Raw genomic sequence first — 17,449 nt, 5'->3', positions numbered from 1 at the left:
TGGATGTGATTAAATGGAAGGTAAGTTATACGGTAAGATAGTAGTAAACTATAATGAAGAGCTAGATAGGTTACCTGTAGAGGTTGATATACAGCAAAAGACAGCTCAATATGAGCTAGACTCACAGGTAACCATTGTAGTAAACGAAGTTAGCGAGCTAGACTCAGCAGTTTTTATAAGACCTGATAACGCTATGTACGGTAAAGTGGGTGTAGTCCCACCTCCATACATTACTGATCAGCTATCACCTATAAAAGATTCTCTTGTTAGAGAATTTGCTCCACATATTAACTATGGTTCAGCATCTAGTTTGGTGGCGGGGCAAGCAGGTGAGGGAAAGTTTAAGTCTTATTTAGGCTTTTCTCTTGAAAATTTACCAGAAGATATAGAGGTAGAGAATGCCAAGCTAATCCTTACGATAGTGAGTGACATAGAATCTGTTTTTGACCTAGGCTTATATGAGACTTCTGATAACTGGGAAGAACTTACTGTTAAGTGGAACTATATGCCTAATGAAGGCAGTAATATAACTAGTCGCATGACCCATTTGGGTGGGGGAAAGATAGAGATAGACTTAACAGAGTATGTTAAGGAATGGTATAACACAAAGGAGAATAGGTCTTTTGTTATAAGACCTATTAACTACGAAGAATCCACTCCTGCATATTTTGGGTCAAGGGAATCAAGCACACCACCTGTTTTAGAAGTTTCGTACTTTAAGTTTTCTGACAACGTAGGTATATACCACTTAGACACAGAGGTTACTCTTAGAGCTACGGACAGTAGTAACCTAGACGCTGAGGTAGATATACTAAGTGACTTTAATGTATCTGACATGGATGCCGAAGTAGAATTTAGTGCAAAAGAAGATTCAAGTGACGTTGATGCAGATGTGCTTGTAGCTGTAACCGATGTTGCAGAACTAGATACAGAGGTAGAGTTTATAGCAACGGCGGGGGGAGCAGAACTAGACGTAGAGGTAGATATACTACTTCCTGACTATAATGATATAGACGCAGAGGTCACAATAAGCCAGTTAAGCGGTATATCAGAGATGGATGCTGAGGTTGTTCTTCGTGTTTACAGTGACAGTGACCTAGACGTTGAAGTCAATCTTGCAGCAAAAGAGCTTGTGTCAGACTTAGATGCTGAGGTAACGATAGGTGCAGTAGCGTTAAGTGATCTAGACTCTGAGGTAGTTTTTGAGTTAAAGGAACTTGCGGCAGAGCTGGATGCAGAGGTTACTCTGTGTGTTTACAGTGACAGTGACCTAGACGTTGAAGTTGAGTTAATTGCTACTCCCGGGGAGGCTGAGCTAGACACAGAGTTGTATCTAAGAGTCTACAACTTTGCTGACCTAGATGCTGAAGTAACCTTTGAAGCAAAGGAAAGTTCATCTGAAATAGATGCTGAGGTATCAATCAAAGCTTACGGGGATAGTGACCTAGATACCGAGGTAGGTTTCGAGTCAAAAGAAGGTTCTTCTAAAATAGAAGCTGAGGCTGAGCTTATTGCAACTGATTCTTTTGATGACCTAGATGTAGAAATTATTCTAAGGCAGTTTTGGGCGGAGGAGTTAGGTGCTGAGGTATATCTTGAGGCTTCAATAGACTTAGGAGGAGATTATGCATTCATAATTTAGGAGATATGTAGAAAGAAGAGGATGTTATTCCTCTTCTTTTGACATTGGGTGGTGTTTCATATATTCTTCTTTATTTCTCTTATGGTTTATTTTAGTGTATATATTAGTAGTATCTATAGATACATGACCTAGCATATCCTGTATAGATTTTATGTCTGCCCCATTCTCAAACAGGGTTGCCCCAAAGGTGTGTCTGAACTTGTGGGGGGTGGCTCCACTAATATTAGCTTCTTTGCCCCATTTACTAATTATATCATTTACCTGCCTCGTAGATATATGCCCTTTTCTCTTATGTCTCGAAGGGAACACCCATTCACTTCTTTTTTGCTGTAATAGAATCTTTAAGTTTTCCATAACGTGTGGGTGGACAGGTATTACTCTCTCTTTATCTCCTTTTCCGATGACTCTGATAGAACTATCAACAAAGTCCACACTGTTAACTTTTAGCTCTGCTAGTTCTTCTCTCCGTATTCCTGTTGCAAAGAGTAACTCTATCATTACCCTATCTCTTAGATTGTCTATTTTATCTAGCATATTTTTAATGTCTTCTACCTTAAGTGTTTCTGGTAACTTTTTAGTAGTTTTAGCCACTTCGATATTTTCTGCTGGGTTGAATGTAACAATTCTGTTTCTAACCAAGAATCTGTAGAAAGCTTTTATTGCGGATAGCTTTCGATTAGTTGTGGTGGGGGACAGTCCTTCCTTTCTTCTATCTGTAAGAAAACTCACTACATGATGTTCACTAACCTCAGTAGGGTCTATCTTTATAAACTCAAAGAACTGGTTTAAATCCCTTCCGTATCCATCAATAGTGTTGTCAGAGTTATTCTTTTCAAACTCCAAGAATGTTTTGAACTTTTCTATTAATTCCACATTATCGACCTCCTTATCTCTCATAATATAATATCACATAATATTTTTGCTGTAAAGTTTTATTTAAATTATTTAACTTTTTTATTTTCATCCGGTAAGTATAAGTAGAACACTTAAAGAAAGGGAGTGGTTAAATGTTAATGGTATTTGAACTGAGTATGCCACACGTGGGAAGCTGGAATGGGAAGTGGACGGGGGAGGATAACTATTATGCTAAAGTATTTAATTTCAAGCAAAGGTATGGCACAAGTAAAAACGCACGTGAACTATTTGACAAAATACTTTCCAATGGAAGCTACTGCTATAGCTTCGGTGATGGGTGGGGGATGTCAATAAGTGTGAGGCAGATAGACAGTAAGGAAGCAACTAAGCTAAGGAAAAAGACAAAGGGCTTTTGTGGGTATGATTGGGCTATTGAGAGTATTCTACAGCATCAGAAAATAACAACTAAATAAGAAAGGGTGGGGCGATGCTACCAAAAGTAATTAAAGCTTCTTTAGAAGTAGATGTTGAAAGTGAAGGTAAGAAACCTAAGAAAAAAGTAAGCTTTACTGACCCAGTAGATGAATGGGGCTTCCACCATTTTAGAAGGTACTTTGAGTATCTGTACCAGTTTAAGCTTAAATCTCTGTATATGCCTGTGGGCGGGGATCTAAAACAACTTTCTAACCTATTGAAAGTAAAAGACAAAGACATTGTTAAACAGTATATGGAGTACTTTATTGAACTGGACTTTTTTGAAGTTAAGCATTTGAGAGTATTTTGTTCATCCTATTCTCAAGCGATCTTGGACGGCTACCATCAGACCGGTGACTTGCCAGAGAAGAAGAAAAATGAGTTTGGTGATATTTTTGGGGGTGATTAGTTGGAAGAAATTCAGTTATTGAATCACTATATAATGAGGAAAGATGTTAAGTTTTTGCATAGCCTTGAAATTACCCCTGACCACTTCATTACAACAGGACACATCTTTGAGTGGGTGGAGCAGTTTAGGAAGGAGAATAATGTATTTCCAAATCGTGGTACTGTTGCATCGGAATTTGAGGAGTTCGATGTTTACGAGGAGCTAGAGAGTCCAGAGTATCTCGCAAGTGTAGTGAAGAATAACAAGGCTTTTGTAGACTACAAGCCTGTCTTAATTAAGAACGCTGAAATGCTACAAGAACAGAATGCAATAGACGTTATGTGGCGTATGCGGGCAGACCTTGACGGTTTACTCAAGGAGCATATCAGTAAACCAACTAGGTATGACTGGGTTAAGGATGCTCGTTCGAGGTTCGATGCTTATATGGAGAAGCATGGTAAAGAGGGGCTGACAGGACTAACTACAGGGATACCAGGACTAGATGAGGCGACAGGTGGGTGGCAGAATGATGACTTAGTGTTGATATCAGGAAGACTAGGAAATGGTAAGAGCTTGATAGGGTGTTACTTCCTGTACCACGTATGGCTGTCTTTTGTAAGAGCATCCATCAATTCTCCAGTTATCTATATTTCTACAGAGATGCCTAAGCTGTCTATAGCATATAGGCTAGACACAATGAGACAGCACTTTTCAAACAAGGCATTAAACAGGGGGAAGTTAGCTGATATTGAGTTGTATAAGGAGTACCTTGAGGAGCTGGAAAAGAAAAATAATAGTCTGCTTATTCTTACGCAAGAAGATAACAAAGGTAGGCAGTTCACCCCAAATGACATTAGGTCTATCATAGAATTAGAGAGACCCGGTTTCATTGTCATTGATCAGCTATATGATATCTCTGATGGCACCAGTGAGCGTGATACAAGGAAGCGAATTGTGAATACTTCTAATGCCATACGTGAGATTAACTTGAATACACTAACGCCTGCCATGCTGCTAGCTCAAGCAGGAAGAGGGGCGGCGGGGGATAGTACTCCTGAGATACACCAGATACAAGAATCTGATAACCCTGCACAAAAAGCAACAAGGGTAGTGACTGTAAACTTGTCTGGTGATTTGTTTAAACTGTCTTTAAAGAAAAATCGTGAGGGAGAGAAGAATTTGGACTTTTACTTGTCTACTAACGTAGATCAAGGTATATATATGGAAACAGATGAAGCTTCACTAAATATGTGATGAGAGGAATGGTGTAAATGGAATTTAAGATGACACTTGATTATACACTTGAGAACAGCTACAGGGCTGTTATCAGATGGACTGAGAAGAATCCTAGACTGGAGCAGAAGGACAAGGACGGAAATGTTGTGAGAGAGATTGAGTTAACTGCTAACGAGTTAACAGCAGCTTTTGCAAAGCGTATTGATAGGCTAAAAACAGATGGAGAGCCACTGGTTCTTTTAGATAGTAATAGCACCTTACAGTCTCTGTACTTGGATAAAGTTGTGTCCTTTAGCTTATCTGCGAAAGAGGTGGGGGAAGATGAATAAAGGTTGTGCTAAGTGTGATTATAAAGAAGCTTGTCGTAAGAGCGTGAGGACTAGCGAGGGTCTTGTACCTGCTAAATCTCAAACACAAGTATCAATGAAGTGTGTATGCACTGTAATGCCTATATGCAAAAAATGTAAGCTGTTTAAAAGTAGAAAATGTGCTTACTGGAAAATATTAAACGGAAAACAGCAGCAATTAGGCGAAGTTGTTGTCTGTCCTAAGAAGGATAAGTTGGCGAAAGCATAAACCAGAAAAACTTTTCTGGTTTTTTACTTAACTTTTGCCAACTTAACTGGTAAAAATAAGTAACACAGAAAATTATTGACAATAGAACATACGTTCTGTATAATTAAGAAAAAGTTTTCTGTAATGGTTGACAAACGTTTTTGAGTGTTTTATAGTAAAGGAGACGGTATTATGAGAGGTATACTTCACATAGAAGGTATTGATATACAACAAATCATTCAAATGTTTCAAAGTGACTACTCTAACAGTAATAACCCTAATGCCTTTGGTAAAGCTAAGCCTTCGGGTGAGGATATAATGTGTTGCTGTCCTTTTCACTCTGAGAGCAAGCCATCTTTTGGGGTCTCGACTAAAGAACCGTATTCGTATAATTGCTTTACCTGTGGTGAGTCAGGTACTGTAGATGACCTAGCAAGGTATGTATATGGTGACAGTGGCTTAGACATGCTTGGGTTTCTTAAGAGGACAACTATAGAAAAGTCTCTCAAAGATAGACTCGTAGATGTTAAAAGCATTTTATCAAAAGAAAGTATTCAGTATGTAAGCGATGAAGAAGTTCTAAAACTTATGAAGAAACGCCACGCATATATAGAAGGACGAGGATTTACAAATAGGTCATTACTGACATATGAGGTGGGGTACGACAGTGTTAATAGTGCAATTACATTCCCTGTTAGAGACCTAACTGGAGGGTGTAGATTCATAGTGACTCGTTCAATTAATTCAAAACATTTTCATATTCCTAACAATGCTGTGAAGAAAGATGTACTTTATGGACTATACTACTTAAAGAACAGAGGTTTTAGGGAGGTTTTCATTAATGAAGCCCCTATCGACACAATCTCATGCTACCAATCAGGTCTACCAGCAGTAGCAGTATTAGGTAAATTCTTGTTTAAAGAGCAGGTAAGATTGCTTATACGCTTAGGCTTTAATGAGGTAAATCTGTTCTATGATAATGATAAGTGGGGGGTGGACTGTACACACAAGTCCTATGAACTACTAAAGGATACTCCTATAAAAGTAAACGTGGTGAAGTATCCCAAAGGAAACTTTAAAGATGCAAATGACCTACTGAGGGCGGGCAGAATGAAAGATATAGAGAAAGTATCTTACGTTAAATACTTACTAAGTATGAAAAATTTAAAGGGGGAACATGAAAATGGAAAGAACTTTAGATGAAATGGTACTTGTAAACGATATTGATGCAATTTTATTAAAGACTAAGGAATTATGCAATTTCAAGATGCGGGGTAAATTTACAGGCGGGATGGAGGCAGACGATGTAGCCCAAGAAGCCATGATAAAGGTATACAGATTTATGGATATGTATGACCCAGCTAGATCCAAGTTTGGTACATTTGTGGATAGGGTGGTAAGCAACGTTATAAATAGCATGATTGACAGGTCAAATACAAAGAAAAATGTTATGGTCACAGAAGCTGTTTCGATAGTACCTACTTTTGAGCAAGGTTCTGTAAGTGAACAACAGTTACTTAGTTTAACATCGGATGAAGTTGGTTACTTTGAGGTAGAACTTACAATGCTTGTCGATAGCCTAGGTCTAACAACCAAGGAGAAGGAGGTTTTTGAACTTAGGTGCGCAGGGTATTCATTTGTGGAGATAGCACAGTTAACAGGGTGCTCTAAGGCAAGAATAAGCCAAATATGGAAGAATATACGAGAAAAATACGAAAAAGCATAGAATTTCTATGCTTTTTTATTGTATTAAATATAGTAATTCCCGTAATTACTATCCGGTAACCTTTTTCCTCATATCTGAACCTTTTTTTACAACATAGCACTTTGCCAATTTGTCATGCAGTGTTTGATTATGTTCTGTAAAGGCTGCCATGATATAGCCTATTCCAAAGATAAGATTCGATAAAAACTTTCCAAAAAAGCGACTGCTGGCTGCTCCAAAGGAAATACGATTCATATTTGTATCTACTACAATTATTCCTAAAGCCCTTTTACCAAGGGTAGCTTGTTTTTGGGAGGATTCTGTTAAGGCAAAGTATAACCAGAGAAATGGGATACTTGGAACAAAAAACGTAAACCTATATATATCGCTAAATTCCGCCGTATATATTCCAATAATCATGAAAACAATAGGCAATATGATGCTATATATCCAGTAAATCATTACTGAAAAGATAACATCAAGTAGCATTGCAGCCAAACGTCGAAAAAATCCAGCATACTCTACAGGTAATTTATTATGCAGTTCAAAACCGCAGGTTACGCAGACCTTTTGATTTTCCTTTGTAGCATCTCCACATTCCTGACAATAATGACTTTCTTCCAGTGGGTCAAACCCACATCTACTACACAGATTTGAATTTTCATTTACCTTTTTTCCACAATTTCTGCAAAACATAGTGTTTCCCTCCTTTTTATACCCCAATGGCTGGAGTTTTTTATGGTTTATATTTATGTGCTGTACTGCCTATAAGATTCCCCCCAGACCAAAAAAGAAAGTCCAAATTACATGGGCATTCAGCAATGTTTCTTTGTGGCACATTGAGAAACATATTCTTCTCATTTAAGGAATAAAAAAATTATACAATTTAGGAATACTTTACCTATATCTAGTTAAAGTATACCAATATATGGTTTAATGGTCAATATTTCCATTGTTTATATTAATTAGGGTAGTTTAAGGTTATCATAAACAATTTATTTACTTAACTTTTCCCACTTATTCCGGTATATAACTATGTAGCAGAATAAATGAGAAAAGGGGAAATGTAAAAATGGCGTATGTAGGAAAAGGATTAAGTGCTATCAAGGAAGCAAATGAGGGTGGGGTAGCCTACCTAAAACTGAAAGATGGAGAGTCTACAGAGATAAGGATTATAACTCCATTGGATGAAATCATGTCGGTATACGAGCACGCAGAGCAGATTGATGGCAGATGGAAGAACTTTACTTGTTTGGGTAAGGATAGATGTCCTGCTTGTAAGATGGGTAAGAATGCAAGCTTTAAGTCTTTCATCGTAGTCTATGACAGAAAAGACGACAAAACTAAAATATTCAAGGCAAGTAAAACTGTAGGTACAGCTCTTCTTGCTCTTGTGGAAGAGTACGGTGATATCACTAAGAGAGATTTGAAAATCAAAAGAGAGGGAGAGAAGCTGAATACCAAGTACCACTTCTTTGCGAGGGACATCAAAGCTTTTGACTCGTCTACACTAGAGCTACCTGATGTAGACGAAATAGTAGCACCAAAAACACCCGAAGAGCTAATGACGTTGCTTAACTCAGGTGCAAGAGACATAGATGTCGAGAGTGACGTTGCTGAAAGTGATGATTATATGTTCTAGAAAGCATGACAAAGTAGGGCCCCAAAAATTTTGGGGTTTTTTCTTTGCTTAACTTTTTATGTTCTGTCTGGTAAGTAATTATAGAGGAGGGATTTAATGGATGATGTTAAAGACATTTTAGAAAGTAAGCCAAAGAAAGCCAGGAAAAAACCAGTCAAGAAAGGACCCACTAAAAAAGAGCTTCAAATTATGGAGCTGGCTAATAACACCGTACTGCCCGACCATTATATTACTGTATGGACAGAAAGCGACTTGGACGAGTTATGCGAATGGCTAAGCAAGCTGAGTAAGCTAGGTAAAGTAGCCATAGATACGGAGACTATGGGGTTAGATTGGTGGAAAGATGAAATAGTAGGAATCTCTTTCTATGCCCCCCACAGAGGGTACTACATTCCGTTGAAGCACAAGGACCATGTAGAAGAAGGGGCGGGGGAAGTAGGGGTAGACTATGTGAAGTGTCTAGATAAAACACTAGTAGCAAGTAGGTTAAAGCCATTACTAGAGAGATATAGCTTAAAGACTATATGGCATAATTACTGTTTTGACTGGTGTGCACTGAAAAAATGGTTAGGTATTGTAATGCCACCAGCCTACTTCGACACTATAGAAGGACAGTCTCTACTAGATGAGAATGAGGATAAACAACTAAAACCTTTGGCAGAGAAGTATCTTAGGGTACCTGCTGACACATATTCCAAAATTTTTGGTAGTAGGACTACTTTTGACACTGTTCCGATTTTATTGAACCCTGCGACTAGGACAGGTAACTTGTCCGCCTACTATGCTACTAAAGATACTGAACTGACGTATAAGTTGGCGGAGTTCCAAGAAAAGCACCTAAATATGCCGCATCTAAGTAAGATCAAGTCCTTGATGTTTAATATATCTATGCCATTTCTTGACATAGTAAAAGAGGCAACATATGACGGTGTTCGTACAGACGTCGAGTACCTCGTAGGCGAGGTTTCACCAAAGCTCCACGCGGGTCTAGATGAGTTAGAGGCTAAGATAAAAGCTGTCATCGGGGACATTAACTTAAACTCCCCAGCACAGTTGGCACCAGTATTCTACGATAAGTTGCAGTTACCCAAGATGAACAAAAAGAAGCCTAACTCTACAGATAAGAAGACTATGGCTAAATTGATGACAGGACTTCGTATCTTTACAGCAGATTTAGAAGGTACATTAAAGCGTATAGAGGCGGGGGAGCAGAGCGACGAGATATACTACGCAAAACTGTTTAAAGATAACTTACCTTACTTCTTAAAACCAGATATGTACGACAAGGCAAGAGAATACTTTAAGATGTGTTTAGATCTGTTGCAGAACATAACAACATATAGGAAACAATCAAAGCTTACTAGTGCCTTTGCAGACTCGTTGCCTACTAAGCTAGATGATGATAGGATTCATCCGAATTTCAAACCCAGTCATGCTGTTACTTGGAGGATGTCGTGTGCCAATCCGAATTTTCAAAATTTGCCAAGCAAGGATGGCGGGATGATTAGGAGAGCGTTTATAGCAGATGAAGGCAGATTACTGGCTAGTATAGATGCTAGTCAGCAGGAGTTACGATGGCTGGCACACCTGTCTAAAGATCCCGTACTTTTAGATGCGTTCGCAACTGGTAAGGATATTCACTCCATTACTGCTACATCTATATATAACAGACTACATCCAGAGAAACAGGTAACCTATGAAGATTTTCAAGCTTATAGAGGTCTTATAGACAAGTTTACAGATGCGGACGGCGGCGTAGACAGCTCAAAAATTACAAATGCTGACATTGCTACCTTATATGATGAGAAACTGATAGTCGAACCAACCGAAGAAGCATTTGTAGAGGCTGTAGACTTCGGCAAGTACCTCGATTTCATAAGAAGTGCTAAAGCGAAAGCTACAAATTTTTCAGTAGTTTATGGCACGACACAGATGGGCCTTGCTGATAATTTACTTGTTACTGCGGAGGCCGCCGAAGGTTATATTAACGCATTTTACGACACCTATAAGGGAGTAGCTAGGTGGATGACAGTAGAGAGGAAAAAGATTCTAAAAACCAAGTTTGCAGAGTCTTACGGCGGTAAAAAGCGAAGGTTGTATCCAGAGATAGGCTTATGGGAGAGGGATAAAAGTTATCGTCACTGGGATAAGAAGTTACAGCGGGGGGAGCTAGGTTCTCATTGGGCACTAGACTCAGCATATAGACAAGGTATTAATAGCCTCATACAAACCCCGAGTGCTTACCAAATAAAGAAGGCATCTATAGATATGCAACCTTTATTGAAGGAGCTAGACTGTAAGATCATTTTATGGGTCCACGATGAGCAGATATTAGATGTTCCAGAAAACATCGGAATGGATAACCTTAGAAGGATAGCTGATGTTCTGTGTAACACTATCCAGTTAGACTGTGGTATGAAGTCGGATATAGAAGTGGGGCGGCGGTGGTCGCAGAAGATGAGTGATGATGAAGTAGATTCGTTAAGGGAGGGCGATTTTAGTGAATGTTAAGGAGTACGTTGATAAAGTGAAGTTATTTTTAAAGTTAGGCACAGAGATAGGTTCTTATTCTGTATCGGAAGGAGCTGCCATACATGTGAGTGCAAAAAGGCTAATACAGTTAGCAGATGAAGCTTCCTTAATTGTTGATATAGAGTATATGAATGATCAATCATACCCATACAGGCTGAGAACCACTGTAGACAACGTGCCATTTATAGCCTGCATGAGCCAAAGGGAGTTCGCAGAATGGAAAAAAGATGAGGCTGCGTTATGTTAAAAGGGTTGGCAAATGCCATTAGAGAACCTATTACACCTAAGCAAGAGGCAGCTATTTTGTTCATAGAGGAAGTGTTGGACGTAGAGTTTCACGGAAGGTATAAACACGAAGCACAGAAGTTTATTTCTGAGTATCTAGATGAGGCTATAGAGTACGCAGAGCTTGCTGAGTGTGATGCAGATTCATGGTTCGACGAGTGTGACTGGTTTTAGCCAATATTTTGGAAAAGAGTGGAGGAGATATGGTGGCTAACTTAGAAGGTGGGAGCTTTAACAAATTTATTATATTTAAGTGTGAGGATGCAGACAAGTACCTGCCTCTTCACGACAAGATAGACTTGGTGCATATACAACGTCAAATTAATGAAGGTAAGGCGGTACAAGGCAAAAAAGATAATACCTATCTTATTATCAATACTGATGAGCCATATGCAGATGAAGTAATAGATATAATGAAAAAGCACGGACATTGGGGTTAAAGACTTATCTAATAGAATGGAGATGGTAAATTGGGATTAAGAAACTTAGCAAAACAAATAAAACAAAAAGAGAAGGAAGCTTCTGTCACTATAGAAGAAAAGTTTATAAAAGCTATTGATGGATTTCTGCTAACGTCGCCCAAGAAACCAAGGGTAGATCGGTTGGCATTTAAACCTTCTCAGTATTATAAGTGTAAGAGGCAGACTTATTACTTTCTGGGCGGGGAGAAAGGTATCAAGAAAAAGTATCCAAGATCAGAAAGAATACTGCAGGTAGGTACTGCATTACACGAGTGGGTACAAGAAGATGTATTTATGTCTATGAAGGAACTTATGGGGGGCGAGCTAGAGGTAGAACTCTTGCCTAAGGAAGAGCTACCTAATTTTGGTAAAGAAGGTCTTGAGTTCCTCAAACAGAGTGATGCACCAGACATGGAAATCAAGTTCTTGGACCATAGTTACACAGAGAAGTTCCCTATATCAGGTATGGTGGACGGGTGGATGGAGTTTGATAATATTTCCTTCCTATTTGAATTTAAAACTATAAACTCAAAAGACTTTAGTCTTCTAATAGAGCCATTGAAAGACCATGTCAAACAAGGAGCCTTATACTGTCTAAGCTTAGGTGTTAAACGCGTAATGTTTTTATATTTGTGTAAAGATACACAGAATTTGAAGGCATATCTTGTGACATATACTGATGAGCAAATAGAGTGGGTGCGTAAACATATAGTAGGCATAGAGAAAGCTATAGATTCCAAAGAGTTACCAGACAAAGAGGTTAACCAATCGTGTAGGTTTTGTCAGTATAAACATTTGTGTGATGTAGATAAGAGTGTGGAATTGAAACCGTAAAAGGTTTCTTTTTCTTTTTGCTTAACTTTTAGAGATTTCCCCGGTAAGTATATATGTAACCAATTAATCAAAGAAAGCAGGTGATAAATTGTATTTTATAGGAATAGATCCATCACTAACAGGTACAGGACTTATTATATTAAATGAAGATGGAGAGATTGTTTTGAGCAGGTGTATTGTTACTAAGCAGTCTAAACAAGAGAACCATACGCAAGATACAATGGCAAGGGTAAAGGATATAAAAGACTGTATTATGTCTGAGCTTAAGGGAAACGAATATAAGATCTATGTAGCTGTAGAGGGCTTCTCTTACGGTAGTAGGGGTAGGGCAGTATTCGACATAGCTTATATGGGCTACAGGATACGCGAGGAGTTACTTGACACAGACATAACTTTTATTGAACCCACCCCCTCCCAAGTGAAGAAATTTGCCACAGGTAAGGGTAACTCACCAAAGAATGTTGTGATGTTGGAAGTGTATAAGCGGTGGGGGGAAGAGTTTACGGATGATAACCTAGCAGACGCTTACGTGTTAGCACAGATAGTAAGAGCGTTAAAGACCAACGCTAGGCTGACAAAATTTCAGCAAGACATTATTAAGGATTTAAAGGGGGCGAGTGTATGTGGGTAAGGTTTGACGATATTTTAATACCTATCGGATGTGGGGGATTTCTCCCTATGATAAGTGACTTCCGTATATTACTGTTTTCTGCACGTGATGATGTCTATGCGTACCACTCACCAGATTATGGCAGTCACGAAAGAGCGGCGGAAGTCTTAAATGAGTTACAGCAGTTTATTGTAGACTGTCATGCATGTAAAGACGACAAAATGTTTGTACCAGTATTCACAATGCCAAAGGAGTGAGGGAATTGGATAGGAGACAGATAGAAGGTGAGCTCAACGAGTATACGAATAGTAGGGTAATCATTAGTAAAGTACAAAAAGCAGGTCTGCCTATCCCACCCAAGCCAGTAGAGCTTGCTGAAGGTGTGAATATATTCACTGAGTGGGAAAAAGTTAAAAAACAGCATGGCGGTATGGCTAATATACCTTTCCACATTCTAGGTGACTTCTTAGATAGGTGGACTAGCGTCCTTGCTTATGCTAGGTGGTGTGAGGCTATTACTGACATAGACCAAGCCTCTGCCCGTGAGATAAGGGACACTGTGAAACAGCAGTTGTACACCTTGCAGGATGGTGGGCGGGAGATTCGGTCAGCAGAAGTTTGTACAGAACCAATATACAGGGAGTGGGAGAAGAAATACACAGAGTCGCTAACCTTAATGCTTGCCACCAAAGCTTTGAGGGAGGGCTACGAACAAAGAGTGTTTGCATTGTCCAGAGAGCTAACACGTCGGGGGAATGACGTAATTGATATCAGGAGAGGTGACAATGGAAAGACCATAGGGAGGTATGGGCATGATTAATACAGTGCACAACCTTGATTGTATAGAAGGGTCAAAGGGCATTAAGGACAATAGTGTGGACATGGTGTTCTGCGATTTACCTTATGGTGAAACACGTAATAATTGGGATAGCATAGTACCATTTGATCTACTTTGGCAGACAAGCAACAGGGTTAAAAAGCGTAATGCTGCTGTCTGCTTATTTGCTAAAGGGAAATTCTTAGGTAAGTTGATGTGCAGCAATATTAACAAGTACAGGTATAAGGTAGTGTGCAGGAAGATGCAACCTAAAGGTCATTTAAACGCAAAGAAGATGCCTATGAAAGCTCATGAGGATGTACTAGTGTTCTACGACCGTTTGCCTATTTACAATCCCCAAAATACTGCTGGTCACAAACCTGTAAACTACTACACCAAGCACCAGACCGACGGCAGTAATTATGGTGCTACCAAAACAGGAATAAGCGGTGGCGGGAGTACTGAAAGATGTCCTTTGGATGTGCTTGAGTTTTCATGGGACACCTACCCAGTTCATCCAACACAGAAACCGCTAAAATTATGTGAGTGGTTCATAAAGACTTATACGAACGAGGGCATGATCGTACTAGACCTTACAGCAGGTTATGGGAGTATACCACTGGCGGCAGTGAAACTTAACAGAAACTTTATAGCTTTCGACAACGGTGTATGCAATAAAAAAGGGGAGTATGCAGGGAGGTATTGGGCTGGCTTAGCCAATGAGCGAATACAAACATTTTTAAAGGGGGGTATGGGGGGTGAGTAATAGAGCTAAAATAATAAAAGATTTAGCAGAAGAGGAGATAATATGCGAGTACTGCATATGTACAGACTATGGTAGGGCCAGGGTAAATACGGGACCGTGGAACCTATGCGAGGGGCGTGCTTGTGATGAGGCTTATGAAAATTATTTAGCAAATGTGGGGGAGGACGAAGATGAGTAAATTACCAACAAAAACAATGATTCTAGAGTGGGTAAGGTCAAAAAGGTACAAAGCACTTGAAAATTTCAGAGCGGTTAAAAAAGCGGAGATTACTAAATCTATCGTAGGTACTGAGGTGGAGCAGGCGTGTCTTGAGTGGGACGAGTACGTAAGGAAACTCTCAAAATTATACCGAGACGTAGTAGTGCGTAAAAGTTATTATAATCCCTTCCGTTATAGTGAGGGGCAGTATAAGCAAGAATATGTTTCTAATAAATTAGATGAACTATATCGCGGTGACATGGAAAAGATTCAGAATGAGTTTGAGAAGGTATACTCTAATGTTAAAAAGATAAACTCACCTAAAAAGATATTAGAGTATCTGAAAGCTTGTGACTTAGAGTACCCTGTTGAGTGTGATTCTGCTGTCCCGCCTGCCTTTGAAAATGTAGATGCAACAGTATTCAAACCTTGGGTAAATCTGCAGCTTGGGGGTGGGCAAGATGCAAATTCCAAATAGAGTATACGTTACAGAGTATGAGATTAATATTCGTCCATATGGCCTAGAGGGTAAGTGGGAGAAGCGTAAGAATCTGTTCCTTTATGAAGATCAGTAAGAGTTTATAGATAGGGGGTGCATAAATGAAGTGTGATAAGTGTGGTAGTGAAAATATACGTGTATGGGTTAAGGTGTGTATGTATATAGACTCAAGGGACTACGGGAGACTCACTAAAAAGGTTATAGCCAAGAGCACTACCGAGCTGTGGGCGGTGGACGACGATAAGACAAAATTTGTTTGTGGGGGTTGTAATTTTACGTGGGGAGGCGATGATGTGAGAACACTGTATGACATTATTTCAGAAGCTAAGGGAGGCAAAATGCCTACACGCGAAGAGTGCTATTACGGCATGTTAGCATATGAGAGTATGTTTAACTTTGACCACAGTAATCTTAGTAAAGTGCTAACAGAGAATAAGGAACGTTCTGAATTTATTAAGGATTTAATGCTTAAAAATTCTTTTGATATGTATAAGGGCGCATTAAATAAATCACCCAAAGAGTGGTTGGGTAAAAATTGGGACCCTATGGAGTCAGCATGTCAGGAACGTAGAAGAATTGCCAATAAACTATTTGATAAGGTTATTAAAAAGGTGGGAGAGAATGAGTGATATAGTGCAGGCTTTTCGTAAAGAGTTTGGAGAGACTTCTATATTTAGGTTAGGTGAAGGTAGGTTAGCTGATATAGAAGTTAGGTCAAGTGGGTCATTGATGCTCGACCTCGCCCTCGGTGGCGGGTGGGCTAAAGGTAGGTTAGTCCTGTTAAGTGGGCCCGAGAAGAGTGGTAAGTCAAGTGTAGCTTGTTTGGCAATAGCAGAAGCACAGCAGGCAGAGCCAGAAAAGGAGAATGCTGTAATTGATTTGGAGAACTCTTTCAATCCTAAGTGGGCTGAAACACTTGGTGTAGATACTAGTAAACTTCTTGTGTCGCAACCTGACTGCCCTGCAGAGAAGGTATATGACATGATTGAATACATGCTCAAGTCAGGCAGGTTTGCTTATATAGTACTTGACTCGGCTGATGGACTCGTTCCGAAAGATGAACTTGAAGAAACTGATTGGGAAAAAGAGAGTAGGGTGGGTGGTACATCTAAGCTTAACGCTAAGGCTATGCGTAAGCTTATTAACTCAGGAGTGCTTGCTAAGTCAGGGACTACTCTAATTATAATACAACAACTTAGGGATAAAATAGGTGGATTCTCCGCGTATGGGACCCCCACAGTAACAGGGGGCGGCCGCAGTATCAAACATGCTTCTACTACTACTGTAGAAGTGTCCATAGGTGATCTGTTTAAGAAGGGTACTGGTTTTAGTGCTAAATATTTTGGACAGCAAATTAGAACTAAGGTTACCAAGAACAAGATCGCCCCACCTTTTAGAACAGCTACAGTAGATGTTTATTATGACGAAGGTGTAGACAGAGTCAGTGAGTTAGTTGCTGTAGCCAAGGAAATAAATGTCTTGCATGGTACATCTTGGTTAACTCTCATGAATCCTATAACTGGTGAGGTTATGCAGGAGGACGGAAAAGATCTTAAATGGAATGGGACCACCAAGGCTAGAGAAGCCATTATGGACAGTATAGAAAATGGCGGCGGGGAACTGTACACTAAGATACTAGATATCGTCAATGAAGTAATAAGGGGATAGTGTGGGATGGAAAAAATGGTGATTATGCGAAGGAGGGTCATATAGTGCCCAAATGTATTGATTGCGAATATTACGAAAAAATAGACAAGATTTCTGGAAATTGTCATTTAACAAGGTCGATGACTGACTCTAATTACACCTGTGATTCTGGGATATATAAAAATAAAAAGTATGGTACAAAATGGGAAGAAGAAAATACACCTGATATGTATGGAGTGCCTAATCATTAAAGTTTTGCTTTCAAATATTATAAGACCTGAGGGTTAGGGGAGGGCAGTGTG

The 17,449-nt window shown here is 39.4% G+C and carries 25 protein-coding genes; 23 read left to right on the top strand and 2 right to left on the bottom strand.

Translation table 11 applies throughout. The annotated features are described in order from the left end of the window. Positions 1-13 precede the first annotated feature (13 nt). Positions 14-1,642 carry a DNRLRE domain-containing protein gene (locus tag CHB72_RS07725; protein WP_089282310.1) on the top strand — a complete coding sequence of 543 codons (1,629 nt, stop codon included), beginning with the start codon at positions 14-16 and terminating at the stop codon, positions 1,640-1,642. Between the two features lie 24 nt (positions 1,643-1,666). Here the strand turns inward: CHB72_RS07725 and xerA are convergent, their stop codons facing one another. After that, a complete protein-coding gene (xerA, locus tag CHB72_RS07720; RefSeq protein WP_176431260.1) occupies positions 1,667-2,515 on the bottom strand; it encodes a site-specific tyrosine recombinase/integron integrase in 849 nt (282 codons plus the stop codon). A gap of 134 nt (positions 2,516-2,649) precedes the next feature. On the opposite strand from xerA, the gene CHB72_RS07715 reads away from it, so the two are divergent. The 7 genes from CHB72_RS07715 to CHB72_RS07685 all read left to right on the top strand — a co-directional run bounded on the left by CHB72_RS07715 (position 2,650) and on the right by CHB72_RS07685 (position 6,876). After that, positions 2,650-2,970 carry a hypothetical protein gene (locus CHB72_RS07715; protein WP_089282308.1) on the top strand — a complete coding sequence of 107 codons (321 nt, stop codon included), beginning with the start codon at positions 2,650-2,652 and terminating at the stop codon, positions 2,968-2,970. Between the two features lie 14 nt (positions 2,971-2,984). After that, positions 2,985-3,380, top strand: coding sequence for a hypothetical protein (locus CHB72_RS07710; RefSeq protein WP_089282307.1), 396 nt, complete (start codon positions 2,985-2,987; stop codon positions 3,378-3,380). Then, positions 3,381-4,613: a DnaB-like helicase C-terminal domain-containing protein gene (locus tag CHB72_RS07705; protein ID WP_089282306.1), complete on the top strand. Its 1,233-nt coding sequence runs from the start codon at positions 3,381-3,383 to the stop codon at positions 4,611-4,613. Positions 4,614-4,630: 17 nt separating this feature from the next. Continuing rightward, entirely contained in the window at positions 4,631-4,924 is a 294-nt protein-coding gene (locus tag CHB72_RS07700) for a hypothetical protein (RefSeq protein WP_089282305.1), read from the top strand. Then, positions 4,917-5,171, top strand: coding sequence for a hypothetical protein (locus tag CHB72_RS07695; protein ID WP_089282304.1), 255 nt, complete (start codon positions 4,917-4,919; stop codon positions 5,169-5,171). Before CHB72_RS07700 ends, CHB72_RS07695 begins: the two co-directional genes overlap by 8 nt. A gap of 171 nt (positions 5,172-5,342) precedes the next feature. After that, the gene (locus tag CHB72_RS07690) at positions 5,343-6,353 is read left to right on the top strand and encodes a toprim domain-containing protein (protein ID WP_089282303.1); all 1,011 of its coding nucleotides are present in this window, start codon (positions 5,343-5,345) and stop codon (positions 6,351-6,353) included. Continuing rightward, on the top strand, positions 6,334-6,876 hold the full coding sequence (locus tag CHB72_RS07685; RefSeq protein WP_176431259.1) for a sigma-70 family RNA polymerase sigma factor: 543 nt from the start codon (positions 6,334-6,336) through the stop codon (positions 6,874-6,876). The genes CHB72_RS07690 and CHB72_RS07685 overlap by 20 nt, the downstream gene beginning before the upstream one ends. Positions 6,877-6,924: 48 nt before the next feature. Here CHB72_RS07685 and CHB72_RS07680 read toward each other — a convergent pair whose 3' ends face one another. Next, positions 6,925-7,551, bottom strand: coding sequence for an RDD family protein (locus tag CHB72_RS07680; RefSeq protein WP_089282301.1), 627 nt, complete (start codon positions 7,549-7,551; stop codon positions 6,925-6,927). Between the two features lie 376 nt (positions 7,552-7,927). Between CHB72_RS07680 and CHB72_RS07675 the strand changes: the two genes are divergently transcribed. The 15 genes from CHB72_RS07675 (at position 7,928) to CHB72_RS07605 (ending at position 17,398) form a co-directional block, all read left to right on the top strand. Further along, complete coding sequence (locus CHB72_RS07675) at positions 7,928-8,497, top strand: hypothetical protein (protein ID WP_089282300.1); 570 nt, start codon at positions 7,928-7,930, stop codon at positions 8,495-8,497. Between the two features lie 252 nt (positions 8,498-8,749). Next, positions 8,750-11,008, top strand: coding sequence for a DNA polymerase (locus CHB72_RS07670; protein WP_176431258.1), 2,259 nt, complete (start codon positions 8,750-8,752; stop codon positions 11,006-11,008). Next, a complete protein-coding gene (locus CHB72_RS07665) occupies positions 10,998-11,276 on the top strand; it encodes a hypothetical protein (protein ID WP_089282298.1) in 279 nt (92 codons plus the stop codon). The genes CHB72_RS07670 and CHB72_RS07665 overlap by 11 nt, the downstream gene beginning before the upstream one ends. Next, positions 11,270-11,488, top strand: a complete 219-nt coding sequence (locus CHB72_RS07660) for a hypothetical protein (RefSeq protein ID WP_089282297.1) — start codon at positions 11,270-11,272, stop codon at positions 11,486-11,488. Before CHB72_RS07665 ends, CHB72_RS07660 begins: the two co-directional genes overlap by 7 nt. Positions 11,489-11,520: 32 nt before the next feature. Continuing rightward, complete coding sequence (locus CHB72_RS07655; RefSeq protein ID WP_089282296.1) at positions 11,521-11,754, top strand: hypothetical protein; 234 nt, start codon at positions 11,521-11,523, stop codon at positions 11,752-11,754. A gap of 30 nt (positions 11,755-11,784) precedes the next feature. Continuing rightward, entirely contained in the window at positions 11,785-12,609 is an 825-nt protein-coding gene (locus tag CHB72_RS07650; RefSeq protein WP_089282295.1) for a Dna2/Cas4 domain-containing protein, read from the top strand. An 88-nt stretch (positions 12,610-12,697) separates the two neighbouring features. Beyond that, a complete protein-coding gene (locus tag CHB72_RS07645; protein WP_089282294.1) occupies positions 12,698-13,240 on the top strand; it encodes a crossover junction endodeoxyribonuclease RuvC in 543 nt (180 codons plus the stop codon). Next, entirely contained in the window at positions 13,231-13,476 is a 246-nt protein-coding gene (locus CHB72_RS07640; RefSeq protein WP_089282293.1) for a hypothetical protein, read from the top strand. The genes CHB72_RS07645 and CHB72_RS07640 overlap by 10 nt, the downstream gene beginning before the upstream one ends. 5 nt (positions 13,477-13,481) lie before the next feature. Further along, entirely contained in the window at positions 13,482-14,039 is a 558-nt protein-coding gene (locus CHB72_RS07635; protein ID WP_089282292.1) for a hypothetical protein, read from the top strand. Continuing rightward, on the top strand, positions 14,032-14,802 hold the full coding sequence (locus CHB72_RS07630) for a DNA-methyltransferase (protein WP_089282291.1): 771 nt from the start codon (positions 14,032-14,034) through the stop codon (positions 14,800-14,802). Before CHB72_RS07635 ends, CHB72_RS07630 begins: the two co-directional genes overlap by 8 nt. Continuing rightward, positions 14,795-14,980, top strand: coding sequence for a hypothetical protein (locus tag CHB72_RS07625; RefSeq protein WP_089282290.1), 186 nt, complete (start codon positions 14,795-14,797; stop codon positions 14,978-14,980). Before CHB72_RS07630 ends, CHB72_RS07625 begins: the two co-directional genes overlap by 8 nt. Continuing rightward, entirely contained in the window at positions 14,973-15,479 is a 507-nt protein-coding gene (locus CHB72_RS07620; RefSeq protein ID WP_089282289.1) for a hypothetical protein, read from the top strand. Before CHB72_RS07625 ends, CHB72_RS07620 begins: the two co-directional genes overlap by 8 nt. A gap of 122 nt (positions 15,480-15,601) precedes the next feature. Beyond that, a complete protein-coding gene (locus CHB72_RS26400) occupies positions 15,602-16,129 on the top strand; it encodes a hypothetical protein (RefSeq protein WP_176431257.1) in 528 nt (175 codons plus the stop codon). Further along, positions 16,122-17,168 carry a P-loop NTPase family protein gene (locus CHB72_RS07610; protein ID WP_089282288.1) on the top strand — a complete coding sequence of 349 codons (1,047 nt, stop codon included), beginning with the start codon at positions 16,122-16,124 and terminating at the stop codon, positions 17,166-17,168. The genes CHB72_RS26400 and CHB72_RS07610 overlap by 8 nt, the downstream gene beginning before the upstream one ends. A gap of 44 nt (positions 17,169-17,212) precedes the next feature. Next, a complete protein-coding gene (locus CHB72_RS07605) occupies positions 17,213-17,398 on the top strand; it encodes a hypothetical protein (RefSeq protein ID WP_141131349.1) in 186 nt (61 codons plus the stop codon). Positions 17,399-17,449: the final 51 nt, after the last annotated feature.

It is taken from the genome of Anaerovirgula multivorans, assembly GCF_900188145.1.
In the GTDB taxonomy this organism is placed as follows: Bacteria; Bacillota; Clostridia; order Peptostreptococcales; family Natronincolaceae; genus Anaerovirgula; species Anaerovirgula multivorans.
Note: the sequence above shows the minus strand (reverse complement) of the source record. Positions and strands in the feature narration are given on the sequence as shown.

Coding starts and splice junctions, on each gene's coding strand:
- CHB72_RS07725 (WP_089282310.1), top strand. CDS start 14: ATGGAAGGTAAGTTATACGGTAAGATAGTAGTAAACTATAATGAAGAG.
- CHB72_RS07715 (WP_089282308.1), top strand. CDS start 2,650: ATGTTAATGGTATTTGAACTGAGTATGCCACACGTGGGAAGCTGGAAT.
- CHB72_RS07710 (WP_089282307.1), top strand. CDS start 2,985: ATGCTACCAAAAGTAATTAAAGCTTCTTTAGAAGTAGATGTTGAAAGT.
- CHB72_RS07700 (WP_089282305.1), top strand. CDS start 4,631: ATGGAATTTAAGATGACACTTGATTATACACTTGAGAACAGCTACAGG.
- CHB72_RS07695 (WP_089282304.1), top strand. CDS start 4,917: ATGAATAAAGGTTGTGCTAAGTGTGATTATAAAGAAGCTTGTCGTAAG.
- CHB72_RS07690 (WP_089282303.1), top strand. CDS start 5,343: ATGAGAGGTATACTTCACATAGAAGGTATTGATATACAACAAATCATT.
- CHB72_RS07685 (WP_176431259.1), top strand. CDS start 6,334: ATGGAAAGAACTTTAGATGAAATGGTACTTGTAAACGATATTGATGCA.
- CHB72_RS07680 (WP_089282301.1), bottom strand. CDS start 7,551: ATGTTTTGCAGAAATTGTGGAAAAAAGGTAAATGAAAATTCAAATCTG.
- CHB72_RS07675 (WP_089282300.1), top strand. CDS start 7,928: ATGGCGTATGTAGGAAAAGGATTAAGTGCTATCAAGGAAGCAAATGAG.
- CHB72_RS07660 (WP_089282297.1), top strand. CDS start 11,270: ATGTTAAAAGGGTTGGCAAATGCCATTAGAGAACCTATTACACCTAAG.
- CHB72_RS07640 (WP_089282293.1), top strand. CDS start 13,231: ATGTGGGTAAGGTTTGACGATATTTTAATACCTATCGGATGTGGGGGA.
- CHB72_RS07630 (WP_089282291.1), top strand. CDS start 14,032: ATGATTAATACAGTGCACAACCTTGATTGTATAGAAGGGTCAAAGGGC.
- CHB72_RS07620 (WP_089282289.1), top strand. CDS start 14,973: ATGAGTAAATTACCAACAAAAACAATGATTCTAGAGTGGGTAAGGTCA.
- CHB72_RS26400 (WP_176431257.1), top strand. CDS start 15,602: ATGAAGTGTGATAAGTGTGGTAGTGAAAATATACGTGTATGGGTTAAG.
- CHB72_RS07610 (WP_089282288.1), top strand. CDS start 16,122: ATGAGTGATATAGTGCAGGCTTTTCGTAAAGAGTTTGGAGAGACTTCT.